Annotated in this window: 21 protein-coding genes, 1 tRNA gene and 1 pseudogene; 13 read left to right on the top strand and 10 right to left on the bottom strand. The window is 73.0% G+C overall.

Translation table 11 applies throughout. The features are described 5' to 3' along the window. Nucleotides 1-7: 7 nt before the first annotated feature. The gene (locus AB0B20_RS09325; RefSeq protein ID WP_357469478.1) at nt 8-1,483 is read left to right on the top strand and encodes a class I SAM-dependent DNA methyltransferase; all 1,476 of its coding nucleotides are present in this window, start codon (nt 8-10) and stop codon (nt 1,481-1,483) included. Between the two features lie 11 nt (nt 1,484-1,494). Here AB0B20_RS09325 and AB0B20_RS09320 read toward each other — a convergent pair whose 3' ends face one another. Together AB0B20_RS09320 and AB0B20_RS09315 are read right to left on the bottom strand one after the other, a co-directional pair. Next, a complete protein-coding gene (locus AB0B20_RS09320; protein WP_357469732.1) occupies nt 1,495-1,734 on the bottom strand; it encodes a hypothetical protein in 240 nt (79 codons plus the stop codon). Nucleotides 1,735-1,760: 26 nt separating this feature from the next. Continuing rightward, a complete protein-coding gene (locus tag AB0B20_RS09315; protein WP_357469475.1) occupies nt 1,761-1,997 on the bottom strand; it encodes a hypothetical protein in 237 nt (78 codons plus the stop codon). Between the two features lie 440 nt (nt 1,998-2,437). Here AB0B20_RS09315 and AB0B20_RS09310 point away from each other — a divergent pair, with 440 nt between their 5' ends. Further along, nucleotides 2,438-2,668 carry a winged helix-turn-helix domain-containing protein gene (locus tag AB0B20_RS09310; RefSeq protein ID WP_357469472.1) on the top strand — a complete coding sequence of 77 codons (231 nt, stop codon included), beginning with the start codon at nt 2,438-2,440 and terminating at the stop codon, nt 2,666-2,668. 185 nt (nt 2,669-2,853) lie between these two features. Here AB0B20_RS09310 and AB0B20_RS09305 read toward each other — a convergent pair whose 3' ends face one another. Both AB0B20_RS09305 and AB0B20_RS09300 read right to left on the bottom strand, forming a co-directional pair. After that, nucleotides 2,854-3,438: a type II toxin-antitoxin system antitoxin SocA domain-containing protein gene (locus tag AB0B20_RS09305; RefSeq protein ID WP_357469469.1), complete on the bottom strand. Its 585-nt coding sequence runs from the start codon at nt 3,436-3,438 to the stop codon at nt 2,854-2,856. 114 nt (nt 3,439-3,552) lie between these two features. Next, nucleotides 3,553-4,965: an alkaline phosphatase PhoX gene (locus AB0B20_RS09300; protein WP_357469466.1), complete on the bottom strand. Its 1,413-nt coding sequence runs from the start codon at nt 4,963-4,965 to the stop codon at nt 3,553-3,555. A 182-nt stretch (nt 4,966-5,147) separates the two neighbouring features. Here AB0B20_RS09300 and AB0B20_RS09295 point away from each other — a divergent pair, with 182 nt between their 5' ends. The 4 genes from AB0B20_RS09295 to AB0B20_RS09280 all read left to right on the top strand — a co-directional run bounded on the left by AB0B20_RS09295 (nt 5,148) and on the right by AB0B20_RS09280 (nt 9,882). After that, nucleotides 5,148-7,667, top strand: a complete 2,520-nt coding sequence (locus AB0B20_RS09295; RefSeq protein ID WP_357469463.1) for an FtsK/SpoIIIE domain-containing protein — start codon at nt 5,148-5,150, stop codon at nt 7,665-7,667. A gap of 55 nt (nt 7,668-7,722) precedes the next feature. Further along, entirely contained in the window at nt 7,723-8,499 is a 777-nt protein-coding gene (locus tag AB0B20_RS09290; RefSeq protein WP_357380909.1) for a hypothetical protein, read from the top strand. Nucleotides 8,500-8,647: 148 nt separating this feature from the next. Continuing rightward, entirely contained in the window at nt 8,648-8,911 is a 264-nt protein-coding gene (locus AB0B20_RS09285) for a DUF6244 family protein (protein WP_073830945.1), read from the top strand. Between the two features lie 167 nt (nt 8,912-9,078). Beyond that, a complete protein-coding gene (locus tag AB0B20_RS09280; protein ID WP_357469460.1) occupies nt 9,079-9,882 on the top strand; it encodes an alpha/beta fold hydrolase in 804 nt (267 codons plus the stop codon). A gap of 114 nt (nt 9,883-9,996) precedes the next feature. Here the strand turns inward: AB0B20_RS09280 and AB0B20_RS09275 are convergent, their stop codons facing one another. Beyond that, nucleotides 9,997-11,589: a GMC family oxidoreductase N-terminal domain-containing protein gene (locus AB0B20_RS09275; RefSeq protein ID WP_357469457.1), complete on the bottom strand. Its 1,593-nt coding sequence runs from the start codon at nt 11,587-11,589 to the stop codon at nt 9,997-9,999. Between the two features lie 90 nt (nt 11,590-11,679). Continuing rightward, nucleotides 11,680-12,546: an aldo/keto reductase gene (locus AB0B20_RS09270; RefSeq protein ID WP_357469454.1), complete on the bottom strand. Its 867-nt coding sequence runs from the start codon at nt 12,544-12,546 to the stop codon at nt 11,680-11,682. A gap of 175 nt (nt 12,547-12,721) precedes the next feature. Here AB0B20_RS09270 and AB0B20_RS09265 point away from each other — a divergent pair, with 175 nt between their 5' ends. From AB0B20_RS09265 to AB0B20_RS09240, 6 genes and pseudogenes are all read left to right on the top strand, one after another. Then, nucleotides 12,722-13,087, top strand: a complete 366-nt coding sequence (locus AB0B20_RS09265) for a YciI family protein (RefSeq protein ID WP_013287532.1) — start codon at nt 12,722-12,724, stop codon at nt 13,085-13,087. Between the two features lie 278 nt (nt 13,088-13,365). Beyond that, nucleotides 13,366-14,814: a pyruvate kinase gene (gene pyk, locus AB0B20_RS09260; RefSeq protein WP_357469450.1), complete on the top strand. Its 1,449-nt coding sequence runs from the start codon at nt 13,366-13,368 to the stop codon at nt 14,812-14,814. A gap of 64 nt (nt 14,815-14,878) precedes the next feature. Then, complete coding sequence (locus AB0B20_RS09255) at nt 14,879-15,748, top strand: acyl-CoA thioesterase II (protein ID WP_013287530.1); 870 nt, start codon at nt 14,879-14,881, stop codon at nt 15,746-15,748. Nucleotides 15,749-15,819: 71 nt separating this feature from the next. Beyond that, nucleotides 15,820-16,290, top strand: coding sequence for an Rrf2 family transcriptional regulator (locus AB0B20_RS09250; protein WP_357380921.1), 471 nt, complete (start codon nt 15,820-15,822; stop codon nt 16,288-16,290). A gap of 132 nt (nt 16,291-16,422) precedes the next feature. Then, nucleotides 16,423-17,307, top strand: a pseudogene (locus AB0B20_RS09245) (sulfite exporter TauE/SafE family protein); the annotation flags it as partial. Nucleotides 17,308-17,902: 595 nt separating this feature from the next. Further along, a complete protein-coding gene (locus AB0B20_RS09240; protein WP_357469447.1) occupies nt 17,903-20,170 on the top strand; it encodes a cellulose binding domain-containing protein in 2,268 nt (755 codons plus the stop codon). 167 nt (nt 20,171-20,337) lie between these two features. On the opposite strand, the gene AB0B20_RS09235 is transcribed toward AB0B20_RS09240, so the two are convergent. Further along, nucleotides 20,338-21,333 (bottom strand): LLM class flavin-dependent oxidoreductase, encoded by a 996-nt coding sequence (locus AB0B20_RS09235; protein ID WP_357469443.1) that lies wholly within the window; start codon nt 21,331-21,333, stop codon nt 20,338-20,340. A gap of 61 nt (nt 21,334-21,394) precedes the next feature. Then, nucleotides 21,395-21,874: an Lrp/AsnC family transcriptional regulator gene (locus AB0B20_RS09230; RefSeq protein ID WP_357380927.1), complete on the bottom strand. Its 480-nt coding sequence runs from the start codon at nt 21,872-21,874 to the stop codon at nt 21,395-21,397. Between the two features lie 83 nt (nt 21,875-21,957). Between AB0B20_RS09230 and AB0B20_RS09225 the strand changes: the two genes are divergently transcribed. Further along, entirely contained in the window at nt 21,958-23,133 is a 1,176-nt protein-coding gene (locus AB0B20_RS09225; protein ID WP_357380929.1) for a PLP-dependent aspartate aminotransferase family protein, read from the top strand. A 36-nt stretch (nt 23,134-23,169) separates the two neighbouring features. On the opposite strand, the gene AB0B20_RS09220 is transcribed toward AB0B20_RS09225, so the two are convergent. Together AB0B20_RS09220 and AB0B20_RS09215 are read right to left on the bottom strand one after the other, a co-directional pair. Then, the gene (locus AB0B20_RS09220) at nt 23,170-23,853 is read right to left on the bottom strand and encodes a transcriptional regulator (RefSeq protein WP_357380931.1); all 684 of its coding nucleotides are present in this window, start codon (nt 23,851-23,853) and stop codon (nt 23,170-23,172) included. A 98-nt stretch (nt 23,854-23,951) separates the two neighbouring features. Next, nucleotides 23,952-24,034, bottom strand: a tRNA-Leu gene (locus tag AB0B20_RS09215). Between the last annotated feature and the right edge of the window lie 63 nt (nt 24,035-24,097).

Genomic DNA, 24,097 nt, shown 5'->3' with positions numbered 1-24,097 from the left:
TAGACTCGTGCAAAAGCTGTGGAACTACTGCGATGTGCTGCGTGACGACGGCGTCTCGACTATCGACTACGTCGAGCAGTTGACCTACCTCCTGTTCCTCAAGATGGCCGACGAGCGTGCCCGCCGACCGCTGAAGCCCGAGAAAATCGTCCCGGACGAGCTGAGCTGGCAGACCCTGCTCGATGCCGAAGGCGACGCGCTTGAGGTGCAGTACCGGCACATCCTGACCGGGCTGGGCAAGGAGGGCGGCACCCTCGGCACCATCTTCCGCAAGGCGCAGAACAAGATTCAGGACCCGGCGAAGCTCAAGCGGCTGATCGTGGACCTGATCGGCAAGGAGTCCTGGTCGGGCACCGGCGTCGACGTCAAGGGCGACGCCTACGAGGAGTTGCTCGCCAAGGGCGCCGAGGACGCGAAGTCCGGCGCGGGCCAGTACTTCACGCCCCGCGCACTGACCGCCGCGATGGTCGACTGCATGTTGCCCACGCCGGACGACACGATCACCGACCCGGCCTGCGGCACTGGCGGCTTCCTGCTCGCCGCCTACGAGCACATTCAGCAGCACCACGGCAGCGCGCTCACGCCCGACCAGCGACGGCGGCTTGCCCAAGGCGCGATCACCGGGACCGAGTTGGTCGACGGTACGGCCCGGCTCGCGGCGATGAACATGTTGCTACACGGCATCGGCACCCCGAACGGGCCGTCGCTGATCGCGGTCAAGGACGCGTTGGGCAAGGAGCCCGACCGCCGGGTGAGCCTCGTGCTGGCCAACCCGCCGTTTGGCCGCAGCTCCTCGATCCGGGTCGTCGGTGAGGACGGCCGCTCCAGCCGGGAGGAGCGGGAGATCGAGCGGGGCGACTTCTGGGCCACCACCGCCAACAAGCAGCTCAACTTCGTCCAGCACATCGCCTCGCTGCTGGAAATCGACGGCCGCGCCGCCGTCGTGCTGCCCGACAACGTTCTCTTCGAGGGCGGCGCGGGGGAGACCATCCGCCGCCGGCTGCTCAAGCAGTACGACCTGCACACCATGCTGCGGCTGCCCACCGGCATCTTCTATGCGGGCGGTGTGAAGGCCAACGTGCTCTTCTTCGAGCGCAAGCGTGCCCGTGAGGAGCCGTGGACCCAGAAGCTCTGGGTGTACGACTTCCGTACCAACCAGCACTTCACGCTCAAGCAGAACCCACTGCGACGCGAGCACCTCCAGGACTTCGTCGACTGCTATCTGCCGGGCAAGGATCGCGCCGAGCGGGTGGAGACCGAGCGCTTCCGCGCGTTCTCATACGACGAGTTGATCGCCCGGGACAAGGTCAACCTCGACATCACCTGGCTCAAGGACGCCTCGCTGGAGGATGCCGACTCGCTACTGCCACCCGAGGTGATCGCCCAGGAGATCGTCGACGACCTGCAAGCAGCCCTTGCGGAGTTCGCCGCCATCGCCGAAGCGCTCGGGTCGAGGTCGAAGGATGCCACTGCCGAGGTGTAGCGGACCGATCGTCAGACGTGCGGCGGTGATCGCACGTGGGCCCACCCGACGAACCGGGCGAACAGGGCCTGCGGGCCCGGTGCCTCGTCGGGATTGAGGCAGTGCAGTTCCAGAGCCGCGTCATAGAGCTGCCTGCACAGGTAGACAGACAGTCCGATGCGGTCACCCGCGTACTCGGCCACCAAGGCGAGTCGCGCCTCCGCGCACGGCCACGGGTTAGCGCAGCGCTTGCAGATCCAGAGCGGACGCATGGGTACGTGCGGACGGGTGCCGGTGCTCACGCCGGCACCCGTGGTCGTGCTGCCGTACGCGCACGGCGGCCGATGCTCGGGCCTTCGCCGGCTGTGACGTTCAACCTGCGCAGCCCGGACGGCTGCACGAACAGCTCCCGTTTGGCGACCGCTTCGCCCTTGCCGTCCAACTCGTACGCCTCGATCCAGGTCCAACCGTCGAACGTGGAGCGGTCGACGATCTCCCGGATGACCCGCACGGTGACCGGGTGGCAGAACTGCACGCTCGCCCTGCGGTCGAGGCGGAACAGATCTCCCGCAGTGATCGGACGAGCGTTAACGGCGGCTCGTCGGGACTGGTCGCGGTGGCCTTGACCAGATGCGCGAACGCCACCTCCAGGCAGGGGTGGTCCTTGCCGCAGCTGTACCGTCGGCGTCCTCGACGTCCTGCGCCGAGGTAAGGGTGAACCGGTTGCTGTGGCGTCGGTGCGCTCACCCATCGGGCCTCCCGTCGTGCGGATGACAGGCACGCACGCCCGGCCGTCCGGGGGATTGGTCGGCCGAGCGCTCTGCGCGGTGGGAACGGACCAACTCCGGTTTGCAGACCTGGGAGCCGGTCAGTTCGAGCTTTACACAACTAGTCACACATAGCAAGGACGACAACACGCTGCTTGTCACGACTAGTCGTGCGTGATCGAATGGCGGAGCAGACCTGGGAGTCCATATGCCCGTCAAACCGAAGTGGGAACAGCTCGCGGACCAGCTCCGCACTCAGATTCAGTCGGGAGAACTCTCGCCGGGAGACAAGTTGCCATCTACGGCACAGCTCAAGGCGGAGCATGGCGTCTCGACGACGGTGGTCCGGCAGGCCATCCTCGTGCTGCAAACGCAGGGGTGGGTAGAGGGTGTGCATGGCCTCGGCGTGTTCGTCGCCGACCGTTCGGAGTCGCGGTAGATCGCAGAGTGGCGAGATCTTGGAAGCTGAGGGCCCTTCTGGGGGCCGTTTTCTTCCAAGATCTGCGTGGAGGGTCGGGGATGGCGCAGTGCGCGAATCCCTCGCCGAGTACCACGAGCGCCTAGCACGCGATCTTGCACTCTTGGTCGGCGGAGCGCGGCCTACGCGCCGTTCTGACGGGGCAGTTAGGGCAGGCGGGCGATCTCTTCGGCGATCAGATCGTCCGCGTCGACCAGGCCCGAGGCTACGTCACGCAGCCGCTCCTGCCAGTCATGGTCGAACTCCTTGCCCTCGATCGCGGCGTTCGCAGTGGCCAGCGCGACGGCTGTCTCGGTGCTTGCCATCTGCCGTGCGAAGTACGTCCGCATCAGGTCGACGTCGAGTTGTTCGGAAGAGCCGGCGGATTCGGGCAGCACGCCGCGAGCGGCCCGCCAGGGCAGCTCGTTGCGCGCCATGGCGGACAACTCGGTCGCAGAGAACCTGCCGTACTCGCGGGCCACCCAGCGGACGGATTCGCGCTGGGAGTCGGTGAGCCGGGAGAGGGCTCCGAGGGGCCACTCCGAGACGTAGAGCTGTTGGCGGTGGTGCCGGTGGAGCAGCGGGATCACGGGGCCTTCCCGCCACGCCTCGATTGGCTCGGCGAACAGCGGCGAACCGCTGCGCGCCAAGTGCCACCCCTGGCAGTAGTAGACGAGCTTCTCGAACTTCATCGCGGTGACCCGGCCGACCTCGGCGAGTACCGCAGCGGCGACGTCGTGTGCGGTGGCCATCCGGCGAAACCTTCCATCGGACCTGCTCAGAGAGTACCGATGATCCGGGCGCACCCCGAGACTCCATGACGACGGCCGGCGGCTCCCGCCCGGGAACTGCCAGCCGCCACCCTCTCAGCGGTGCCCGTTGCCCGGCCGCCCCCACGGCCCGGTGATCGCGAACACGTACCCCGGCGACTGGATGTTGGCGAACAGCGTCCTCCCGTCCGCGCTGAACGTCGGCCCGGTGAACTCGCTGTCGTTCAGTTCGTTGCGCGCCAGCGGGTACGCCTTGCCCTGCTCGGTGACGCCGACCAGGTGCGACACGCCCTCGCCGTCCTCGGCCAGGATCACCCCGCCGTACGGCGAGACGGTGATGTTGTCCGGCCCGTCGTAGTTGCCGTGGTCGGCCTCCGGGTCGGTGTTCACCCCGAAGATGGTCTTCAGCGTGACGGTCTGCCGGCGCGGGTCGTAGAACCACACCTGCCCGTCGTGCTCGTTGGCGCTGCCGTCGTCGTGCCGCGCGTAGCTCGCCACGAAGTACGCGCCGCCGTCGCCCCACCAGGCACCCTCCAGCTTGCGGCTGCGGGTCACCTCGGCGTCGGTGAACTGCTTGCGTACCGACACGGTGCGGGCGTCCCGGTCGGGCACCTCCACCCACTCGACGCGGTAGCGGGTGCCCGGGGTGGTGGCCTCGGACAGGTCGGCCACGTGCGTGTCGCCGCGCAGGCAGCGCATCGCGGCGAGGCTGCCGGCGGTGCCGCCGTCGGGCCGCTGGGCCAGCGCCCGCAGCGCGCCCTTGCCGGCCCGGAAACCGGGCGGCGGCGTCCACCGGAAGTACAGGCCGTTCGGCCCGCTCGCGTCCTCGGTCAGGTAGATCGAGTGGGTGTACGGGTCGACGGCGACCGCCTCGTGGGAGTACCGCCCGAGGAACGTCAGCGGCACCGGGTCGGTGTTGGCGGACCGGTCGTGCGGGTCGACCTCGAAGACGTACCCGTGGTCCTTGAGGTATCGCCCACCGGCCCGCTGCTCGGTCTCCTCGCAGGTCAGCCACGTGCCCCACGGGGTGATGCCACCGGCGCAGTTGTTGTGCGTGCCGGCGACGCTCACGTACTCGCGCAGCCGCCGCCCGTGCCGGTCCACCTCGATGGTGGTGGTGCCGCCGCGGGCGCCCGGGTCGTAGGTGAGACCGGGCAGCGCCGGCACCGGGTACGGCTCGTCGCCGCCGATCTCGTGGTTGTTCACCAGCACCGAGCCGTGCGGGCCGCGGAAGCAGCCGGTGCCGTCCGCGTCGCTCGGCGTGGGCTGCCCGGACTCCAGCAGCGTCGCACCCGCCCGCGCGACGACCGTGTACGAGAACCCGGGCGGCAGCGCCAGCAGGCCGGCCGGGTCCGGCACCAGGTCGCCGTAGCCGACGGCGGGGCGGCACGCGGGCCGGGCCGCCGCCGGTCCGGCGATCGCCTCCAGACTGCCGGCCACCACGATGCCGAGTCCGCCGGCCACGCCGCCGCGCAGCAGGGACCGCCGGGGGAGAGGTGAGGAGGTCACGTCGTCGCCTTCCTGTGCGCACGGATGCCTGAGGGAAGGCAAGCCGGGCCGGGGGAACGGCGGGCGGCGCGGCCGTCCGCCGCCGGGTGAACAGTGGACGAATCCCCGGTGCGGAGCGCCACGTGCCGCCGTGGCGCGCGTCCGTTAGGGTTCCCTCGATCGCAAACGTCGGAGGGCGGACGGTGGGCAGACTCGCGGCGGCGTACCGGCAGGCGGTCGATCGGCATCGACGGGCGGTGCGGCACTGGGAGGCGGCCCGGCGGCTGCTCGGCGCCGCCGGCCCGGCGCCCGTGGGGAGCCCCGAGCTGGTCGCGCGGCTGGCCCGCCTCGGCGGTGAGCTGGCCGCCGCGGTGCCTGGCACCGCCCGCGTCGCGACCCACCCCGTTCCGGTACGCCTCGGCGCGGCGACCACAGTCGACGGCACGTTCCCAGTGCTCGTGCCGGTGGGGGCGGGCGCGCACCTGGCGGTCGACGTGGACGCCCGTGACCCGCGCGTCGGCGAGCTGCTGCGTGCGGTGGTGGTACGGCTGCTGACCGCCGCCCCGGCCGGCGCGATCCGGGTGGCCGGCATCGACCAGGCCGCCTTCGGCGCGGCGTTCCTGCCGCTGCGCCCGCTGCAGGACGCCGGGGTGCTCGCCGCGGCGGCCACCACCGAGGCGGAGACGACAGCCCTGCTCGACCTGGCCGAGCGGCACGCGCGTACCGCCCAGCGATCCGCGCCGGAGGACCGCGAACTGCTCGTGGTGGTCGCCGCGTCCGCGCCGCCGCCCCGGGAGCTGGCCCGGCTGGCGGCGCTCACCCACGCCGGACCGGCCGCCGCCGTCTGCGTGCTGCTCGCCGGCCACCCGCCGGCCGGGCCGACCGCCGCGCCGCCGCTCGGCGCCACCACCCAGCTTCGCGTCACCGAGCGCTACACCCTCGTCGGAGACCCGCCCGGCCGCCCGTTCAGCGCCGACGGCAGCGGGCTGGCCGCACCGGTGGTGCTCGACGGCGACCCGTCGCACGCCACTGTGACCGCGCTGGCCCGCCGGTACGCCGAGGCCGCCGGCCAGGACGGCGTCACGTTCGCCGACCTGCTGCCCGCGCAGCGCTGGGCCGGGTCCGCCGCCTCCGGGCTGCGTACCGTGCTCGGCCGGGCCGGCCGCCGGCCGCTGACTGTGGCGTTCGACGACGCCACCCCGCACTGGCTTGTCGGCGGGCGCACCGGCGCCGGCAAGACGGTCCTGCTGCTCGACGTGCTCTACGGGCTGGCCGCCCGCTACTCCCCGGCCGAGCTGCGGCTGATGCTGCTCGACTTCAAGGAGGGCGTCAGCTTCACCGAGTTCGTGCCCACCGACCGCGACCCGTCCTGGCTGCCGCACGCCGACGCGGTGGGCATCGAGTCGGACCGCGAGTACGGCGTGGCGGTGCTGCGCGAGCTGCGCGCCGAACTGGGCCGCCGCGCCGACCTGCTCAAGCGGCACGGCGTCAGCCGGCTCGCCGACGTGCCGCCCAACGCCCGGCCGCCCCGGATCGTCACGGTGGTCGACGAGTTCCACGTGCTGTTCGCCGGCAACGACGCGCTGGCCCGGCAGGCGGTCGACCTGATCGAGGAGCTGGCCCGCAAGGGCCGCTCGTACGGCCTGCACCTGGTCCTGGCGAGCCAGAGCACCACCGGCGTCGAGGCGCTCTACGGCCGGGCCGAGGCGATCTTCGGGCAGTTCCCGCTGCGGATCGCGCTACCAGGCGGCGACGCCGTGCTGGACCCGCGCAACGACGCCGCGCGCGGGCTCACCGTCGGCGTCGCGGTGGTGAACACCGGCGCGGGCGCGCCCGGCGCGGACGTCGAGGTGCGGTTCCCGGACGCGCACGCCGCCTCGGCCGACCTGGCGGCGCTGCGCCACGAGCTGCACGCCGCCCGCCCGGCCGGTTCGCGCCCGCCGGCCGTCTTCCGGGGGCACGAGACGCCCCGGCTCACCGACGACCCCGCCTGGGCGGCGCTGACGCCCGGCGCCGACCCGCCGTACGCGCTCGTCGGCCGCGTGGTCGACGTGGCCGGCAGCCCGGCGGGGTTCGCGCTCGACGCCAGTCCGGGCCGGCACCTGGCGGTGGTCGGCACCGCCGCGGCCGGCGCCGACGTGCTCCGCTCGGCCGCCCTGTCCCTGGCCCGCCAGCACGCCCCCGGCACCGCCCGGTTCCTGTTCGCGCCGCTGGCGCCGGGCACCACCGAAGCCGCCGACGACCTGGCCATGACGCTCGCCGCCGCCGGGCACCCGGTCCGGCGCCTCGACGCCGCCGCGCTGCGCGCCCAGCTCGCCGAGGCCGCCTCCGGCGACGCCCCGGCGGCCGGGCGCACCTACCTGGTGGTGTTCGGGATGGACGCCGCCGCCACGACGCTCGCCGCCTCCGACCCGGCCACGTTCCGATCCGGGTACGACGACCTGCGCGCCGTGCTGCGCCAGGGGCCCGCGCGCGGTGTGCACGTGCTCGGCTGGTGGCGCGGGCTGCGCCGGCTCGCCGACGACCTGGGCGGCAGCGGGCACCGTGACGACGTGACCGGCCTTGTCGCGCTGAACGTGCCCGCCGCCGACCTGGGCCTGCACCTCGGCGCGCACGACCTGGCGTACGTCCCGCGCGAGGGCCGCGCCCTGCTCGTCGACCGGCACGAGCACCGCACCGCGCTGATCGTGCCGTTCGCCGCCGGGGGAGAGGTCACCCCGTGAGCGCGAGGAGTGAGCCGGGTTTGCGAGCCCCGCAGTCGCGAACGAAAGACATCACATGAGCGGATTCGACGAGTACGCGGCGCTGCTGCGGGAGCTGTCCACCCGGCAGCGGGGCGGGGAGCGGGAGATCGCCGCCGAGGCGGAGCGCCGCCGTGGCCTCCAGGCCGCTGTCGACTCGCTCGGGCAGCGGCTCTCCGCCCAGGGGCAGCACCTGGATCGGCTCGGGCAGGCGATCGGCGTGCCGATGACCTCGGTCCCGGCCGAGGCGCCGGTGCCGGCGGCGGTGGCCGCCGGGGGAGCGCCGGATCCCGCGCCCGTTCCGGGGGACGGGGTGACCGGCGGCGCAGCCGACGCCCCGGGGCGGCCGGAGGTCGGGGCGTACCCCTCGGGTGGTGTGCCCGCGCCGCGAGCGGGTGACCCGGCGGCGGAGCTGGCGGCGGCGGGCCGGCTCGCCGAGGAGGCCGACGGGTACGGCCGGCAGGCCGACGCGCTGGCCCGCACGCCGGTGCTGCTGCCCACCTGGTCCGCGCCAGCTCGGGCGGTGGTGGTGTACGCGGGCTGCGCGCTCGTCGGCTCGCTGCTGATGCTGATCGCGATCATCGGTTCGTCGCTGCCGGTGGCCGGGCTGGACCTGGTGGCGGCGCTGTCCTGCGCGGGCGTTCCGTTGATGTCCTTCGTGGCCGGTCAGGTGGTACTCGCCCGCTGGGGCCGCCCGGCGGTGGAGGGCGACGCGCCGCCCGGGCGGTACGTGCCGCTCGGTTTCGTGATCTGCGCCCTGGTCTCCCCGTCCTTCTTCTGCCTCTATCTCCTCCTCTTCCGCCTCCTCCGCTGACCTTCTACCCGCTCCGTCGATCATGGAGTTTCGGCCCCGGGGGCGCGGCAATTGTGGCTTTCGGGCGGGCGGAAAGTGCAAGATCGCGAAGGCGGTGGGGTGGGGCGGGGCGGTAGGCTCGCGGGGTCGGTGAGCTGGGGGAGGGCGTGTGAGCGCGGCGGAGATCATCGCCAGGCTGGCGGCGGCGGCACAGAAGCTGGACGAGGCCAAGGCGCGCACCGCCGCCGCCGCGCAGGACGCGGCCGAGGCGCGGGCGCTGGTGGCGGGCGCGCTGGAGGGGGCCACGGCGGGGCCGCTTATCGGCGCCATCGACTCCTACCGGCAGGCGCTGGCGCAGGCCGCGCAGGGCGGGGAGCCGGCCCGGCAGCACGTGCAGGAGACAATCGCGAAGGTCCAGGCGCTGGGCAACTGAGCCCGGCCCGGCATGCCGGTTTGCGCGCAGGGCGCGACAAGGGTTACCGACGCGTAACTTTTCATTGACGTGCGTGAAATCGGACACGCATCATCGTGTCCACGATCGATCGGATCCCACCCGTCCCCCCGGGTACGCCCGGGTGCCTCCCCCCGGAGGTGCAGCCCATGCTGCTCCGAACGATCCTGGCCGCCACCACCGCCGCCACCGTCCTGCTCGTCCCGGCCGCCGCCCAGGCCGCCACCGCCGAACCCGCCGCCCCGTCGAACGCGGCCACCGTCGCCACCGCCGCGCAACGGGCCGCCGCCGCTGCCGCCGACCCGGTGATCGTGGTCGGCGGCCTGAGTGGAATCTCCATCGCGTACGAGCCGATCGCCGCCCGGCTGCGCGCCGACGGCTACCGGGTCTCGATCTTCCAGTTGCCGAACCTCGGTCTCGGCGACATCCGCGAGTCCGCCCGGACGTTGTCGTCCTACGTGGACCGGGTGCGCGCCAGCACCGGCGCGGCCCGCGTCGACCTGGTCGGCCACTCCGAGGGTGGCCTGGTCAGCCGCTGGTACGTCAAGTACCTCGGCGGCGCGGCCACCGTCGACCAGTACGTCAGCCTGGGCAGCCCGCAGTACGGCACCTACGTCGCCAACCTGGTCGCCGTCCTCGGGCTGGGCAGCTGCGCCGGGGTGATCGCCTGCCAGCAGATGACCATCGGGTCGAGCTTCCTCGCCGACCTCAACGCCGGGGACGACACCCCCGGCCCGGTGCGCTGGGCAACGGTGCGCACGTGGCAGGACGAACTGGTCCGGCCGGTCGACAACGCCGTGCTCGCCGACGGCGCGACGAACATCCTGGTGCAGGCGTGGTGCCCGCTGCGGGTCGTCGGCCACCTCGGGCTGGTGCTGGACGGCACCACCTACACGGCGGTGCGCCAGGTGCTCGCCGGTGCCCCGGTCCAGCCGAACTGCTTCGCGGTCTGAGCCACGTGCCGGGCCCGCCGTTCGCGCGGGTCCGGCACGTCCCGCCGTTCGCGCGCGGGCCCGGCATGTCCCGCCGGGCGTCGGCGCGGGCGGAACCCGGCCCGGGCCGGTCGCTCAGTCCGCGTCCCGTCCCGTGATCAGGTCGGCGGCCCGCCAGGCCAGCGCGGTCACCGGGGCGCTGGTCCAGCCGGCCACCATCACCGGCAGCACCGACGCGTCGACCACCCGCAGCCCGTCCACGCCGCGTACCCGCAACTCCGGGTCGACCACGTGGTCGTCGCCGGCGCCCATCGCGCAGGTGCCGATCGCGTGGTAACCGCAGTAGCCGCGCGCCACGGCCGCCTCGACGATCTCCGCGTCGGTGGTGGTCGCCGCTCCGGGCACCGTCTCGGCCTGGATCCGCCGCGCGATCGGCCCGGTGCGGAAGAACTCCCGCATCCGGCGGAACAGATCCACCGCCACCCGCTGGTCGTGCTCGGTGGCGAGGTAGTTCGCCACGATGCCCGGCGGCGTACGCGGGTCCGCGTCGGTGATCGTCAGGCTGCCCTCGCTGTCCGGCCGGGTGACAGTGCCCAGGCACATCACGCCCGGCTCCCGTTCGAGTTCCAGCGCCCTGCCGGGCCGCGGCGGGGCGGCCGAGAACGGCGCCATCAGCAGGTGCGCGTCCGGGCGGTCCAGATCCGGGCGGGACTTGAGATGGGCGGCCACGTCCAGCACCGGCAGGGCGAGCGGCCCGCCCCGGGTGAGCAGCCAGCGCAGCGTCGCCCGGGCCTGCCCGAGCGGGCTGCCGATGGTCATGTTGTGGCCGCCGGGCTCGGCGAGGCGGTGTTGAAGCACCATCGACCGGTGCTCGCGCAGCCCCGCGCCGACCCGGGGCCGGTCGAGCAGCACCGGCACCCCGGCGGCGCGCAGCGTGTCCGCCGGGCCGATGCCGGAGACCTGCAACAGGTGCGGGGTGGCCAGGGCGCCCGCGGCGAGGATCACCTCACCCGCCGCCCGGTGCTCGGCCTCCCGGCCGCCGTGCGCCACCCGTACGCCTGTGGCCCGGCCGCCCTCGACGAGCACCCGCAGGGCGACGGCGCCGACCTCGACGGTCAGGTTGGGCCGGCGCCGGACCGGGTGCAGGAACGCGTCGGCGGCGCTGACCCGGCGTCCGCCGTGGATGGTGGCGGTGGGGTAGCCGATCCGCTCGTCGTCGTGGGCGTCCAGGTCGTCGGCGTGGCGCCAGCCCAGCTCGGCGCCGGTGGCCACCATCTCCTCGGCGAGCGGGTCGGTGCCGGTGGCGACGGACAGCCGCACCGGGCCGCCCGTGCCCCGGTGCGGCGCGGGCCCGAGGGGGTGGTCCTCCAACCGCTGGAACACGGGCCGCATGGTCGACCAGCCCCAGCCCAGCGGTTCGAGGGCGTCCCAGTCCCGGGCCGCGCCGCGGCTCCAGATCATGCCGTTCACCGACGTCGAGCCGCCGACCATCCGCCCGCGCTGCCAGATCTCCCGGCGGCCCGGCCCGGTGGTGGCCGGGTAGTGCCAGGCGGTGCGCTCGTCGTCCATCAGCCGGGAGAACGCCTTCGGTACGCGCACGTACGGGCTGCGGTCCCAGCCGCCCGCCTCCAGCAGCAGCACCCGGGTGCCCGGATCCTCGGTGAGCCGGTTGGCCAGCACGCACCCCGCCGCCCCGGCGCCCACGATGACGTAGTCGAACTCCTCCACAACGGACCCCCACTCGCGAGAATCCTTCTGACGGTAGTTGTTCGATCACATTCCGCGAAAGGGGCCGGTCGGGGGAGGTGCGTGACCCGCTCAGGCGGCCTTTGCCAGCGCCTCGAACTCGTCGTCGGTCAGCACCACCTCGGCCGCCGCCACGTTCTCCTCCAGGTGCGCCACCGACGACGTGCCCGGAATCGGCAGCATCACCGGCGACCGGCGCAGCAACCAGGCCAGCGCGAGTTGCGCCGGGGTGGCGCCGTGCGCGGTCGAGATCGCGTCGAGCGGGCCGCCGGGCCGGGCCAGGCTGCCGGTGGCGATCGGGAACCACGGGATGAACGCCAGGTCGTGGCGCTCGCAGTGCTCCAGCACGTCCTCCGCGCTGCGGTCGGCCAGGTTGTAGAGGTTCTGCACGGACACGATCGGCGCGATCGCCTGTGCCGCCTCGATCTCCTCGACACTGACCTGGGACAGCCCGATGTGCCGGATCTTGCCCTCCTGCCGCAGCAGCGCCAGCTCGCCGAGCTGGTCGGCCAGCGGGACCTTCGCGTCGATGCGGTGCAGCTGGTAGAGCGGGATGCAGTCCAGGCCCAGGTGGCGCAGGCTCAGCTCGCACTGCTGGCGCAGGTACTCCGGGCGGCCCACCGGCCGCCAGTCGTCCGGGCCGGAGCGGGTCAGCCCGGCCTTCGTCGCGATGACCAGGTCGTCGGCGTACGGGTGCAGCGCCTCGCGGATCAGCAGCTCGCTGACGAACGGCCCGTACGAGTCGGCGGTGTCGATGAACGTGACGCCCATCTCGTACGCGCGGCGCAGCACCCGTACCGCCTCGGCCGGATCCTTCGGGTCACCCCACACCCCCGGACCGGTGAGCTGCATCGCCCCGTAGCCGAGGCGGTCGACCGGCAGGTCGCCACCGATCCGGTAGGTACCCGACGCCTTGGCGGGCTGGGTGCTGGTGGCCATTCGTGCTCCTCCTGTGCTCGTTCTGTGCTCGTTCGTGCCTCGCGGGGTGGTGCTGCGCCCCGACCCCTGGACATTCCCCGAATCGGGGCGGCGAAGCACTGGCAGTTGCGCCGAGCTGCCCCGGCACGCCGGGCCGCCGTGGCAGGCTGGGCGGAACGGTGGTCAGGAGGTGCGCATGGCCGCGACGCCACGGCTCGACTTCGCGCTCGACACATACGAGTGCATCGTGCTCTACCCGGGGCCCTCGGGGCGGGCCCTGCCGGACGAGACCGTGCAGCGGTTGCAGGCCGAGCACCTTCAGCACATGCGGGCGCTGCAGCGGCGCGGCATCGTGCTCGTGGACGGGTCGGTGGACGGCCCGGCCCGGGAACCCGACCCGCCGATCGGCTTCGGCCTGGCCCGGACCGGCTCGGTGGACGACGTCCGCAGCGTCATGGAGGCCGACCCGGCGGTGCAGGCCGGGCTCTACCGCGTCGAGGTGCTCACCTTCCTGTGCCCGGCCGGCTCGCTGGAGTTCCCGCTGGTCAAGACGGAGAGCTGAGGCTCCGCGCGCGTACCTTCGACGGCCCCGCCGGCCGGCGCGTACCCCCGGCCCGCCCACGGCCCCAGCGGCCGGGCACGGCCGTGCCACAGTGCCCCCGGCCGGCCGGTGACGGGGAGCGGTACGATTTCTCACCGCGCGGTCGCTGATGCCCGCCACACGACGTTCCGGTGCGGTACGCCTACGCCCGCCCAGCGGTTGACGCGCGTCGTTGGACAGATGTTCCACAGTCCGCAAGGGGTCGGCCGGGAGGCCGACCCGGAGGAGAGACTAGCCTGATGGGCGTGACACGCCGCGCGAAGATCGTCTGCACCCTCGGCCCCGCAACCGCGTCCCCGGAGCGTATCCGCGGCCTCGTCGAAGCGGGCATGAACGTGGCGAGGCTCAACTTCAGCCACGGCAGTCACGCCGACCACGAGTCGGTCTACCGGCTGGTCCGCGAGGCGGCCGAGGCGGCCGGCAAGCCGGTCGCGGTGCTCGCCGACCTCCAGGGCCCCAAGATCCGCCTGGGCCGGTTCGCCGACGGACCGCACGAGTGGCGCACCGGCGACTCGGTGGTGATCACCGGGGACGAGGTGGAGGGCACCAAGGAGCGGGTCTCCTGCACCTACCGCAAGCTGCCCCAGGAGGTGAAGCCGGGCGACCGGCTGCTGATCGACGACGGCCGGGTCGCGGTCGAGGTCAGCGACGTCACCGGCAACGACATCCGGTGCCTGGTCACCGAGGGCGGCCCGGTCTCCAACAACAAGGGCGTCTCGCTGCCGAACGTCGCGGTGAGCGTCCCGGCCCTGTCCGACAAGGACGCGCAGGACCTGCGCTTCGCCCTCGGTCTCGGCGTCGACCTGGTCGCGCTCTCCTTCGTCCGCTCGCCCGACGACATCAAGCTCGTCCACTCGATCATGGACGAGGAGGGCGTGCGCCGCCCGGTCCTGGCCAAGGTCGAGAAGCCGGAGGCGGTCGACCACCTGGAGGCGATCGTGCTCGCCTTCGACGGGGTCATGGTCGCCCGCGGCGACCTCGGCGTCGAACTGCCACTGGACCAGGTGCCGCTGGTGCAGAAGCGCGCCGTGCAGCTGTGCCGGGAGAACGCCAAGCCGGTCATCGTGGCCACCCAGATGCTCGACTCGATGATCGAGAACTCGCGCCCGACCCGCGCCGAGGCGTCCGACGTGGCGAACGCGGTGCTCGACGGCGCGGACGCGGTGATGCTCTCCGGCGAGACGAGCGTCGGCAAGTACCCGGTGCTCACCGTCAGCACCATGGCCAAGATCGTCACCACCACCGAGGCGGGGTCCATCGCCGTCCCCCGGTTGCAGCACGATCCGCGTACGCACGGCGGCGCGCTCACCGTCGCCGCCTCGTCGATCGCCCGGGCCATCGGCGCCAAGGCCATGGTCGCGTTCTCGCAGACCGGTGACACCGTCAAGCGGCTGGCCCGGCTGCACTGCGACCTGCCGCTGCTGGCGTTCACGCCGGTGCCGGAGGTGCGCAACCAGCTCGCGCTGTCCTGGGGCGTGGAGACGTTCCTGATGCCGTTCGTCCAGCACACCGACGACATGTTCCGCCAGGTCGACCAGGCGCTGCTCGGCCTCAACCGGGCCAACCCGGGCGACTACGTGGTGATCGTGGCGGGCAGCCCGCCCGGCACGCCCGGCTCCACCAACACCCTGCGCGTGCACCAGCTGGGTTCGCTGGTCGACGCGGCCTCGGCACGAGCCCTCCAGTGAGCGCGAGGAGTGAGCCGGGTTTGCGAGCCCCGCAGTCGCGAACGAAGGCGACACAGTGAGTGGTGTGGCGACCGGGCAGGCGGCTGTCGACCAGCTACTGGAGGTGCTCGACCTCGCCCGTACCGGGGAGATGACCTTCCGGGGGATGAGCCCGCAGGTGGGCCCGCAGCGGGTCTACGGTGGCCAGGTCGCCGGCCAGGCCCTGGTGGCGGCCGGCCGCACCGTCGACGCGGAGCGGGCCGTGCACTCCCTGCACGGCTACTTCGTGCGCCCCGGCGACCCGGCCGAGCCGATCGAGTACCAGGTGGAGAACGTCCGCGACGGCCGCTCCTTCTCGGTGCGCCGTTCGGTGGCGTTGCAGCACGACAAGCCGATCTTCTTCATGTCGGCGTCGTTCCAGCGCCAGGAGGAGGGGCTGGACCACCATGCCCCGCTCCCGCCGGACGTGCCTGGTCCGGACGACGTGCCGACCATGACCGACCGGCTCTCCCGCTACCCGGAGCGCCTGGGCATCTGGGGGATGATCCCGCGCCCGATCGACGTGCGCTACGTCGGCGAGCCCGGCTGGGTGCGCCCCGGCGACCGCCCGGCCGAGCCGCACCAGCGGGTGTGGATGCGCCTGGACGGCAAACTGCCGGACGATCCGCTGCTGCACGCGTGCGCGCTCACGTACGCCTCCGACCTGACGCTGCTGGACTCGGTGCTCTCGGTGCACGGCGAGGTGTGGGGGCCGGGCGGCGTGGTCGGCGCGAGCCTCGACCACGCGCTGTGGTTCCACAGGTCGTTCCGCGCCGACGAGTGGTTCCTGTACGACTGCTGGAGCCCGTCCGCGTCCGGTGCGCGTGGCCTGGCCACGGGCCGGATGTTCACCACCGACGGCCGGCACATCGCCAGCGCCGTGCAGGAGGGTCTGCTGCGGCGCGTGGGCGGCTGAACGCCCGGCCCGGTGACCCGCCCGCACGGGTCGGCGGGCCAGCTCCCGGCACAGCGGACTAACCTGGCCGTATGCGTCTCTCCGCCCGGGTCGACTATGCCCTCCGCGCGGCTGCCGAGCTGGCCTCGGTAGCGGACGAGGAGGCCACCGGGCGGAGCCGGCCGGTGACCGCCGAACAGATCGCCCGCGCGCAGGACATCCCGCCGAAGTTCCTGGAGAGCATCCTGCTGCAACTGCGCCGCGGCGGCATCGTGCACGCCCAGCGTGGCCCCGAGGGCGGCTACTGGCTGGCCCGGCCGGCCGGGGAGATCTCCCTGGCCGAGGTGATCCGGGTCATCGACGGTCCGCTCGCGCACGTGCGCGGGCAGCGGCCGGAACAGCTCGGCTACCAGGGCGCGGCCCGCGCGTTGCAGGACGTCTGGATCGCGCTGCGGGCCAGCGAGCGGGAGATCCTCGATCTGGTCACCATCGCCGACGTGGCCACGGGGGCGCTGCCCGGCCGGGTCAACGAGCTGGCCGCCGACCCGCGCGCCTGGAGCTGACGGGCGCCTCCGCACGCTCCGGCACACCGTCCGGCGTCTCCTACCAACCGGATGGGGGACTTGACCCGGGGCGCCCTCGTGCCGCATTGTCGACCAAGTCGATAGGAGATACCGAAAAGTCAGGGGGCGCTCGTGCGCAAGCTGCTGGTCCTCGCCCTCGTCGGGCTCGCCGCGCAACTCGTCGACGGCGCGCTCGGCATGGCCTACGGGCTGACCTCCTCGACCCTGCTCCTGTTCGCCGGTGTCGCGCCCGCTGCCGCGTCCGCCTCGGTGCACCTGGCCGAGATCGGCACCACGCTGGCGGCGGGTGTGTCGCACTGGCGGTTCGGCAACGTCGACTGGCGGGTGGTCGGCCGTATCGCGCTCCCCGGCGCCATCGGCGCGTTCGCCGGGGCGACGTTCCTCAGCTCCATCTCCACCGAGGCGGCGGCGCCCTGGATGGCCGCCATCCTGTTCACGCTCGGCGCGTACCTGCTGGTGCGGTTCTCCCGGCCGCTGCGCGCCAACCGGGCCGCCGGCCGCTTGCGCAGCCGGTTCCTCGCCCCGCTCGGCCTGGTTGCCGGCTTCGTCGACGCCACCGGCGGCGGGGGCTGGGGCCCGGTCGCCACCCCGGCGCTGCTGGTCTCCGGCCGGATGGAACCCCGCAAGGTCATCGGCTCGGTGGACACCTCCGAGTTCGTGGTGGCCGGCGCGGCGAGCATCGGCTTCCTGATCGGCCTGGGCTCCGAGGGCTTCCTGCTGCCCACTGTTGCCGCCCTTCTGATCGGCGGCCTGATCGCCGCCCCGATCGCGGCGTGGCTGGTCCGCATCGTGCCCGCCCAGCTGCTCGGCGCCGTGATCGGCGGCGTGATCGTGCTGACCAACGCCCGCACGCTGCTGAGCGCCGGCGGCGTGGGCGGCTCGCTGCCGGTGGTGGTGTACGTGCTGCTCGGCGGCGCCTGGCTGGTCGCCGTCGGGCTGGCGGTGCGCGCGCTGCGCCGTACCCGCCGGGCCCGCGCCACTGTCGACGCCGCACTCGCCGCCACGTCGCCCGCCGAGGCGGGGGAACCCGAGCTCGCCACGTCGGCGGAGCCGGGGGAGTCCGTCAAGCCGGCGGAAGCCGTCAAGCCAGCGGGAGCCGTCGAGCCGGCGGAGGTCGTCAAGCCGGTGGAGGCGGTCGAGCCGGCGGAGGCCGTGAGGCCGGGGCGGGCCCCGGAGCCGGAGGCCGCCACCGAGAGCGCCGAGGCCGCGGAGTCGCGGAAGCTCGCCGCCGCCGTCGAAGGCTGAGCCGCTCGCGGTTTCCCGGCCGCGCCTCCTCCCGGGAGGGCGCGGCCCGGGACAAAGGTCGCCGGTCGCCGGTCGCCGCTCCGCCAGCCGTCGCCCTGTTGACGGCCGCGCCGCCGCCCGCCGGGCGCCAACCGCGCGACCGGGGTGAAGGGCGCGCGACGTCCTCGGTGGGCCCGGCGAGGGGCGGCGCTTGTGGGGGTGTCCGGCGGTGACCTAGGCTGACGGGGCGCGGAGCCTAATCACCGACGTCGATGTGTTGGCGTCGCCCCTCGCGTCAGGGCACGTATCCGCCGGTCCGGGCAGACCGGCGTCGCCGCGTGCCTGACCTCCGCGAAAGGCATTTCCCGTGCACCTCACCACCCCACGCCACCGGCTTGCGCTGCTCGCCGCGGCCTCTGCGGTCACCCTGTCGGCGGGCGCGCTCACCACGATGACGGCCGCCGCGGCGGCCGTCGCCTGCCGGGTCGACTACCGGATCACCAACCAGTGGAGCGGCGGCTTCGGCGCCGACGTGACAGTCACCAACCTCGGCGACCCGGTCAACGGCTGGACCCTCGGCTGGAGCTTCGCCGCCGGCCAGCAGGTCGTCCAGGCGTGGAACGCGACGGTCAGCCAGTCCGGCACGCAGGTGAGCGCCCGCGACGCCGGCTACAACGCGGCCCTCGGCACCGGCGGCGCCGCCAACTTCGGCTTCAACGGCTCGTGGAACAACGCGTCGAATCCGGTCCCGGCCGCGTTCACGCTCAACGGCACCGCCTGCACCGGCGCGCCGTCCACCACGCCACCGCCGACCACGCCACCACCCACCACCCCGCCGCCGACCACGCCGCCACCCACCACACCCCCGCCGACCACCCCGCCGGCCGGGGCGAAGCAGATGGAGGACCTCGACCGAGGGCTGGTCAGCGTCCGCTCCGGAAACGGGAACCTGGTCTCCTGGCGGCTGCTCGGCACCGAGATCACAGGGGTTTCGTTCAACCTCTACCGGGGCGGCACCAAGGTCAACGGAAGCCCGATCACCGGCGCCACCACGTACCTGGACAGCGGCGCGGCGGCCGGCTCGGCGTACACCGTGCGGGCCGTGGTGAACGGCGCCGAGCAGGCGGCGTCCGCCCCGGCGCTCCAGTTCGCCAACGGTTACCTGGACGTGCCGATCCAGCCGCCGCCCGGTGGCACCACCCCGGCCGGGGAGGGCTACAGCTACTCGGCGAACGACGCGAGCGTTGGCGACCTCGACGGTGACGGCCGCTACGAGTTCGTGCTCAAGTGGGACCCGTCGAACGCCAAGGACAACTCGCAGTCCGGCTACACCGGCAACGTCTACGTCGACGCGTACACGCTCACCGGCACTCGGCTGTGGCGCGTCGACCTGGGCCGCAACATCCGCGCCGGCGCCCACTACACCCAGTTCCAGGTGTACGACTACGACGGCGACGGGGACGCCGAGGTGGCCATGAAGACCGCCGACGGCACCCGCTCCGGCACCGGCCAGGTGATCGGCAACGGCTCGGCCGATTACCGCAACTCCAGCGGTTACGTGCTCGCCGGCCCGGAGTACCTGACGATGTTCGACGGCCGCACCGGCGCGGCGCTGTCCACAGTCGACTACGACCCGCCGCGCGGCACCGTCTCGTCCTGGGGCGACTCGTACGGCAACCGGGTCGACCGGTTCCTCGCCGGCACCGCGTACCTGGACGGGCAGCGTCCCTCGCTGATCATGGCGCGCGGCTACTACACCCGGGCCGTCATCGCGGCCTGGGACTTCCGCGACGGCACGCTGCGCAAGCGCTGGACGTTCGACTCGAACGCCTCCGGCAACGGCGCCGCCGCCGGGCAGGGCAACCACCAGCTCTCCGTGGCCGACGTGGACAACGACGGCCGCCAGGAGATCGTGTACGGCGCCGCCACCATCGACGACAACGGCCGGCTGCTCTACTCCACCGGCAACGGCCACGGCGACGCGCTGCACGTCGGCGACCTCGACCCGGCCCGCGCGGGCCTGGAGGTGTTCAAGGTCGACGAGGACGGCAGCAAGCCCAGCTCCTGGATGGCCGACGCGCGGACCGGGCAGATCATCTGGCAGACCGCACCGAACGGCGACAACGGCCGCGGCGTCTCCGGCGACATCTGGGCGGGCAGCCCGGGTGCGGAGTCCTGGTCGTCGGCTGTCGACGGGCTACTGAACACCAGGGGGCAGAACGTCGGGCGTAAGCCGTCGTCGGCGAACTTCCTGATCTGGTGGGACGGCGACCCGGTCCGCGAGCTGCTCGACGCCACGAAGATCGACAAGTACGGCACCGGCGGGGAGACCCGGCTGCTCACCGGCAGCGGCGTCGCCTCGAACAACGGCACCAAGTCCACCCCGGCGCTCTCGGCCGACCTGCTCGGTGACTGGCGCGAGGAGGTGGTCTGGCGCACCTCCGACAGCACCGCGCTGCGGATCTACAGCACGCCCGTCACCACCGGCCTGCGCCTGCCCACGCTGATGCACGACCCGCAGTACCGCGTGGCAGTGGCCTGGCAGAACACCGCCTACAACCAGCCGCCGCACCCGGGCTTCCAGCTGGGCGACGGCATGAGCACACCGCCCGCCCCGAACATCTACCTGCGCTGAAACGGCAGGCACCGGGTCGCCGGCCGCGGAATCCGCTCCGCCGGCGACCCGGTGCACCACACCGCAGCATTCCCGACCCGTCCCGACCGGGAATGCCGTACCACCACCGGGGACAAAGTTATGCGTCCCACGCGACGGTGCGGTGACGTGGCTATGAAGAGCGTGTTTCAGGCGTCCCGGCGCAGCCCGCCGGCCACCTTCTCGGCGATCAGCTCGAACGAGCGGATCCGGTCGGCCACGTCGTACACCATCGTGGTGAGCATCAGCTCGTCCGCGCCGGTGCGCTCCAGCAACTCACCGAGCTGCCGGGCCACCGTCTCCGGCGAGCCGGTCGCCTGGCCGTCGCGGCGCTGGGCGACGAACTCCCGCTCGAACTCCGAGTACGGGTACGCCGCCGCCTCCTCCGGCGTGACCAGCGGTTCCGGCCGCCCCGACCGCAGCTTCAGGAACGACAGCCCGGCCGGTCCGGCCAGCCACTCGGCCCGCTCGTCGGTCTCGGCGCAGACCGCGTTCACCGCCACCATCGCGTACGGCCGGTCCAGCCACTGCGACGGCCGGAAGTGCTGCCGGTAGAGCCGCAACGCGGGGATCGTGTTCTGCGAGCTGAAGTGGTGCGCGAACGAGAACGGCAACCCGAGCAGGCCGGCCAGCTGCGCGCTGAAGCCACTGGACCCGAGCAGCCACACCTGCGGCGACTGGCCCCGCCCCGGCGTCGCGGTGATCGGGCCGGGCTCGGCGCCGGAGAAGTAGTTCATCAGGTCGGCCAGCTCACGCGGGAAGTGCTCGGCGGACAGGCCCTCCATGGTGCGGCGCAGCGCCAGCGCGGTCACCTGGTCGGTGCCCGGGGCGCGGCCGATGCCCAGGTCGATCCGGCCCGGATGCAGCGCCTCCAGGGTGCCGAACTGCTCGGCCACCACCAGCGGCGCGTGGTTGGGCAGCATCACCCCGCCCGAGCCGAGCCGGATCGTGCTGGTGTTCGCCGCCAGGTGCGCCAGCAGCACGGCCGGCGCGGAGCTGGCGATGGCGGGCATGTTGTGGTGCTCGGCCACCCAGAACCGGCGGTAGCCCAGCTCCTCGGTGCGGCGGGCCAGCTCCGTGGTGTGCCGCAGCGCCTCACCGGCACTGCCGGTCGCCGCCACCGGGGCAAGATCAAGAACAGACATGGGTACGTCGATCACAGCGTGGTGCAACAGGCCACGTGCCGGAATTGTTCCGCCGGGTGCGCTACCCCATACCCCGGGCCTGCTCGAAGATCAGGCTGGTCTGCGTGTGCTGCACCGCCGGGTCGACTGCGAGATGATCGAGGACGAAGTCCCGCAGGGCGTCCCCGGAGGCCGCCCGTACGTGCAGCACGTAGTCGTCCGCGCCGGCCACGTGGAACACCGACACCACCCCCGGCAGCCGTACCGAACGGGCCCGGAACGCGTCCACGGCGGCCCGCTCGTGCGCGGTCAGCCGCACCGAGACCAGCGCCTGCAACGGCAGGCCCACCGCAGCCGGGTCCACCTCCGCGTGGAACCCGCGGATCGCCCCGCACTCGCGCAGCGCCCGGGTGCGGGTCAGGCACGTCGACGGCGCCACCCCCACCCGCTCGGCCAGCGCGTTGTTCGGCAGCCGGCCGTCGGCCGCCAGCTCGGTGAGGATCGCGCGGTCGGTGTCGTCCAGGCCGGCGAACGGCCGTAGATCATTCGGTGCGGCAGGCATGTGACCATCCTTCACCGAATCACTCCCGGGCGAAAGCGTGATCGTCAGAATCTTCTTCGCTGGTATTGCCTTGTGCCGTCGTCATGTTCGACGCTTCCGGCATGACTTCCGTGGACACCGCAGCCGTACACGCCGGGCGCGCCGACCTCGCCGGGCTCGGCGTCCACGTCCCGCCGATCGACCTGTCCACCACCAACCCGCTGCCCTCGGTCGCGGGCGGCGGCGACGACTACGAGACACTCGCCACCGGCGGCACCCTCCCGGCCGGCGGCAGCGCCGTCTACCAGCGCCTCTGGAACCCCACTGTGGCCCGGTTCGAGACCGCGCTCGCCCAGCTCGAAGGCACCGCCGAGGCGGTCGCGTTCGCCAGCGGCATGGCCGCGCTCACCGCCACCCTGCTCGCCGCCACCCGCGACGGCAAGCGGCACGTCGTCGCCGTCCGCCCCCTCTACGGCGGCACCGACCACGTCCTCGCCACCGGCCTGCTCGGCACGGAGGTCACCTGGGCCACCACCGCCGACGTGGCCGCCGCGATCCGGCCCGACACCGCAGTGGTCGTGGTCGAGACCCCGGCGAACCCCAGCCTCGACCTGGTCGACATCGCCGCGCTCGCCGCCGCCGCCGGTGACGTCCCGCTGCTCGTCGACAACACCGTCGCCACCCCGGTGCTCCAACAGCCCGCCCGCCACGGCGCCGCGCTCGTGCTGCACAGCGCCACCAAGAGCATCGGCGGCCACGGCGACGTCCTCGCCGGCGTCGTCGCCTGCGCACCGGAGTGGGCCGCCCGGCTGCGCCAGGTCCGCGCCGTCACCGGTGCCGTCCTGCACCCGCTCGGCGCGTACCTGCTGCACCGCGGTATCCAGACCCTCCCGCTGCGCGTCCGCGCACAGCAGGCCGGCGCGGAGAAGCTCGCCGCCTGGCTCGCCGGGCACCCCGCCGTCGAGCGCGTCCACCACCCGTCGCTGCACGACCCGGCCGGGCTGGTCGGCCGGCAGATGTCCGGCACCGGCAGCCTGCTCGCCTTCGAGGTACGCGGCGGTGCTCCCGCCGCGGCCGAGGTCGCCGGCGCCTGCGAGCTGATCACCCACGCGGTGTCGCTCGGCGGCGTCGACACGCTGATCCAGCACCCGGCCTCGCTCACCCACCGGCCGGTCGAGGGCGACGCGAAGCCCTGCGGCGGGCTGCTGCGCGTCTCGGTGGGCCTGGAGGACCCGGAGGACCTGCGGGCGGACCTCGCGCGGGCACTGTCGCGGATCTGACGTCGCCCGGCAGAGCGCGTCCGCGGTGTCGTCCGGTCACGACTTCGGGCCCACGTGCCGGTCGAGGGCGGCGACCGCCTCCCGGCGGGCGACTGACAGGGACCACGGCAGATTCATCCGCCACGCGATGCCGAGCAGGTCGAGGGACCACTGGCACAGCGCCATGATGTCGGTGGAGCGGTTGGAGAACATGTAGCGGGGATAGACGTACTGCTTCCCGCGAACGACGACCCGGTTGGTGAAGCGGCAGCCGTCGGAGTGGAAGAGTCCCCGCAGGAAGTCGCCCGGGTGGGCCTCGACGATGCTCCGCTGCCAGGCGGCCAGGACGATCGGGCGCTCGTGTTTCTTGCCCGGTCCGTGCTGGGGGAACAGGCACGGCCAATGGAGTGCTGTGCTCTGTATGGCGACACAGCCGCGCTTCTGGATGCGCTGCACCTTGTTGGCCAACACCGCCCGCATCGCTGCGTCGCACTTCTCGATCAGGCTCGGCCAGGCGTCGGCACAGTAGATGCGGAGCACCGGCGTCCGGTCCGTGGTGACCAGGTGTCCGTCACCAAGATAGAGCCCGAGCAGGTAGGCGTAGGAGGCATGGTCGGGTGGAGCGTCCGGATTGGGGCGGCACCGGAAGCAGCGGACGGCGCTTCCGAAGATCGCCGGCTCTGGTCGGTCGACGCACCAGTGCCAGACCGTGGTGTAGGGCAGGGAGAGGCTGCGGGCCACCGAACGGATGTTGTGACCCTGGGCGCGAAGGGCGCGGGCTCGTGCCCGCATTTCGGGAGGATGCACGGCAACATCCTCGAACACCTGTATGACAAGAGTGCCGGGAGCGGGATTCGAACCCGCAAGCCCTTTCGGGCAGAAGTGTTTGAGACTTCCGTGTATGCCGTTCCACCATCCCGGCGGGGTGCGGTAACTGTACCCGACTAGGCTCATGCGGGAGCATGGGTGGTGGCCGTGCCGGGAT

It is taken from the genome of Micromonospora sp. NPDC049151, from assembly GCF_040648395.1.
In the GTDB taxonomy this organism is placed as follows: domain Bacteria; phylum Actinomycetota; class Actinomycetes; order Mycobacteriales; family Micromonosporaceae; genus Micromonospora.
This window is presented reverse-complemented; position numbering and strand designations above follow the sequence as displayed.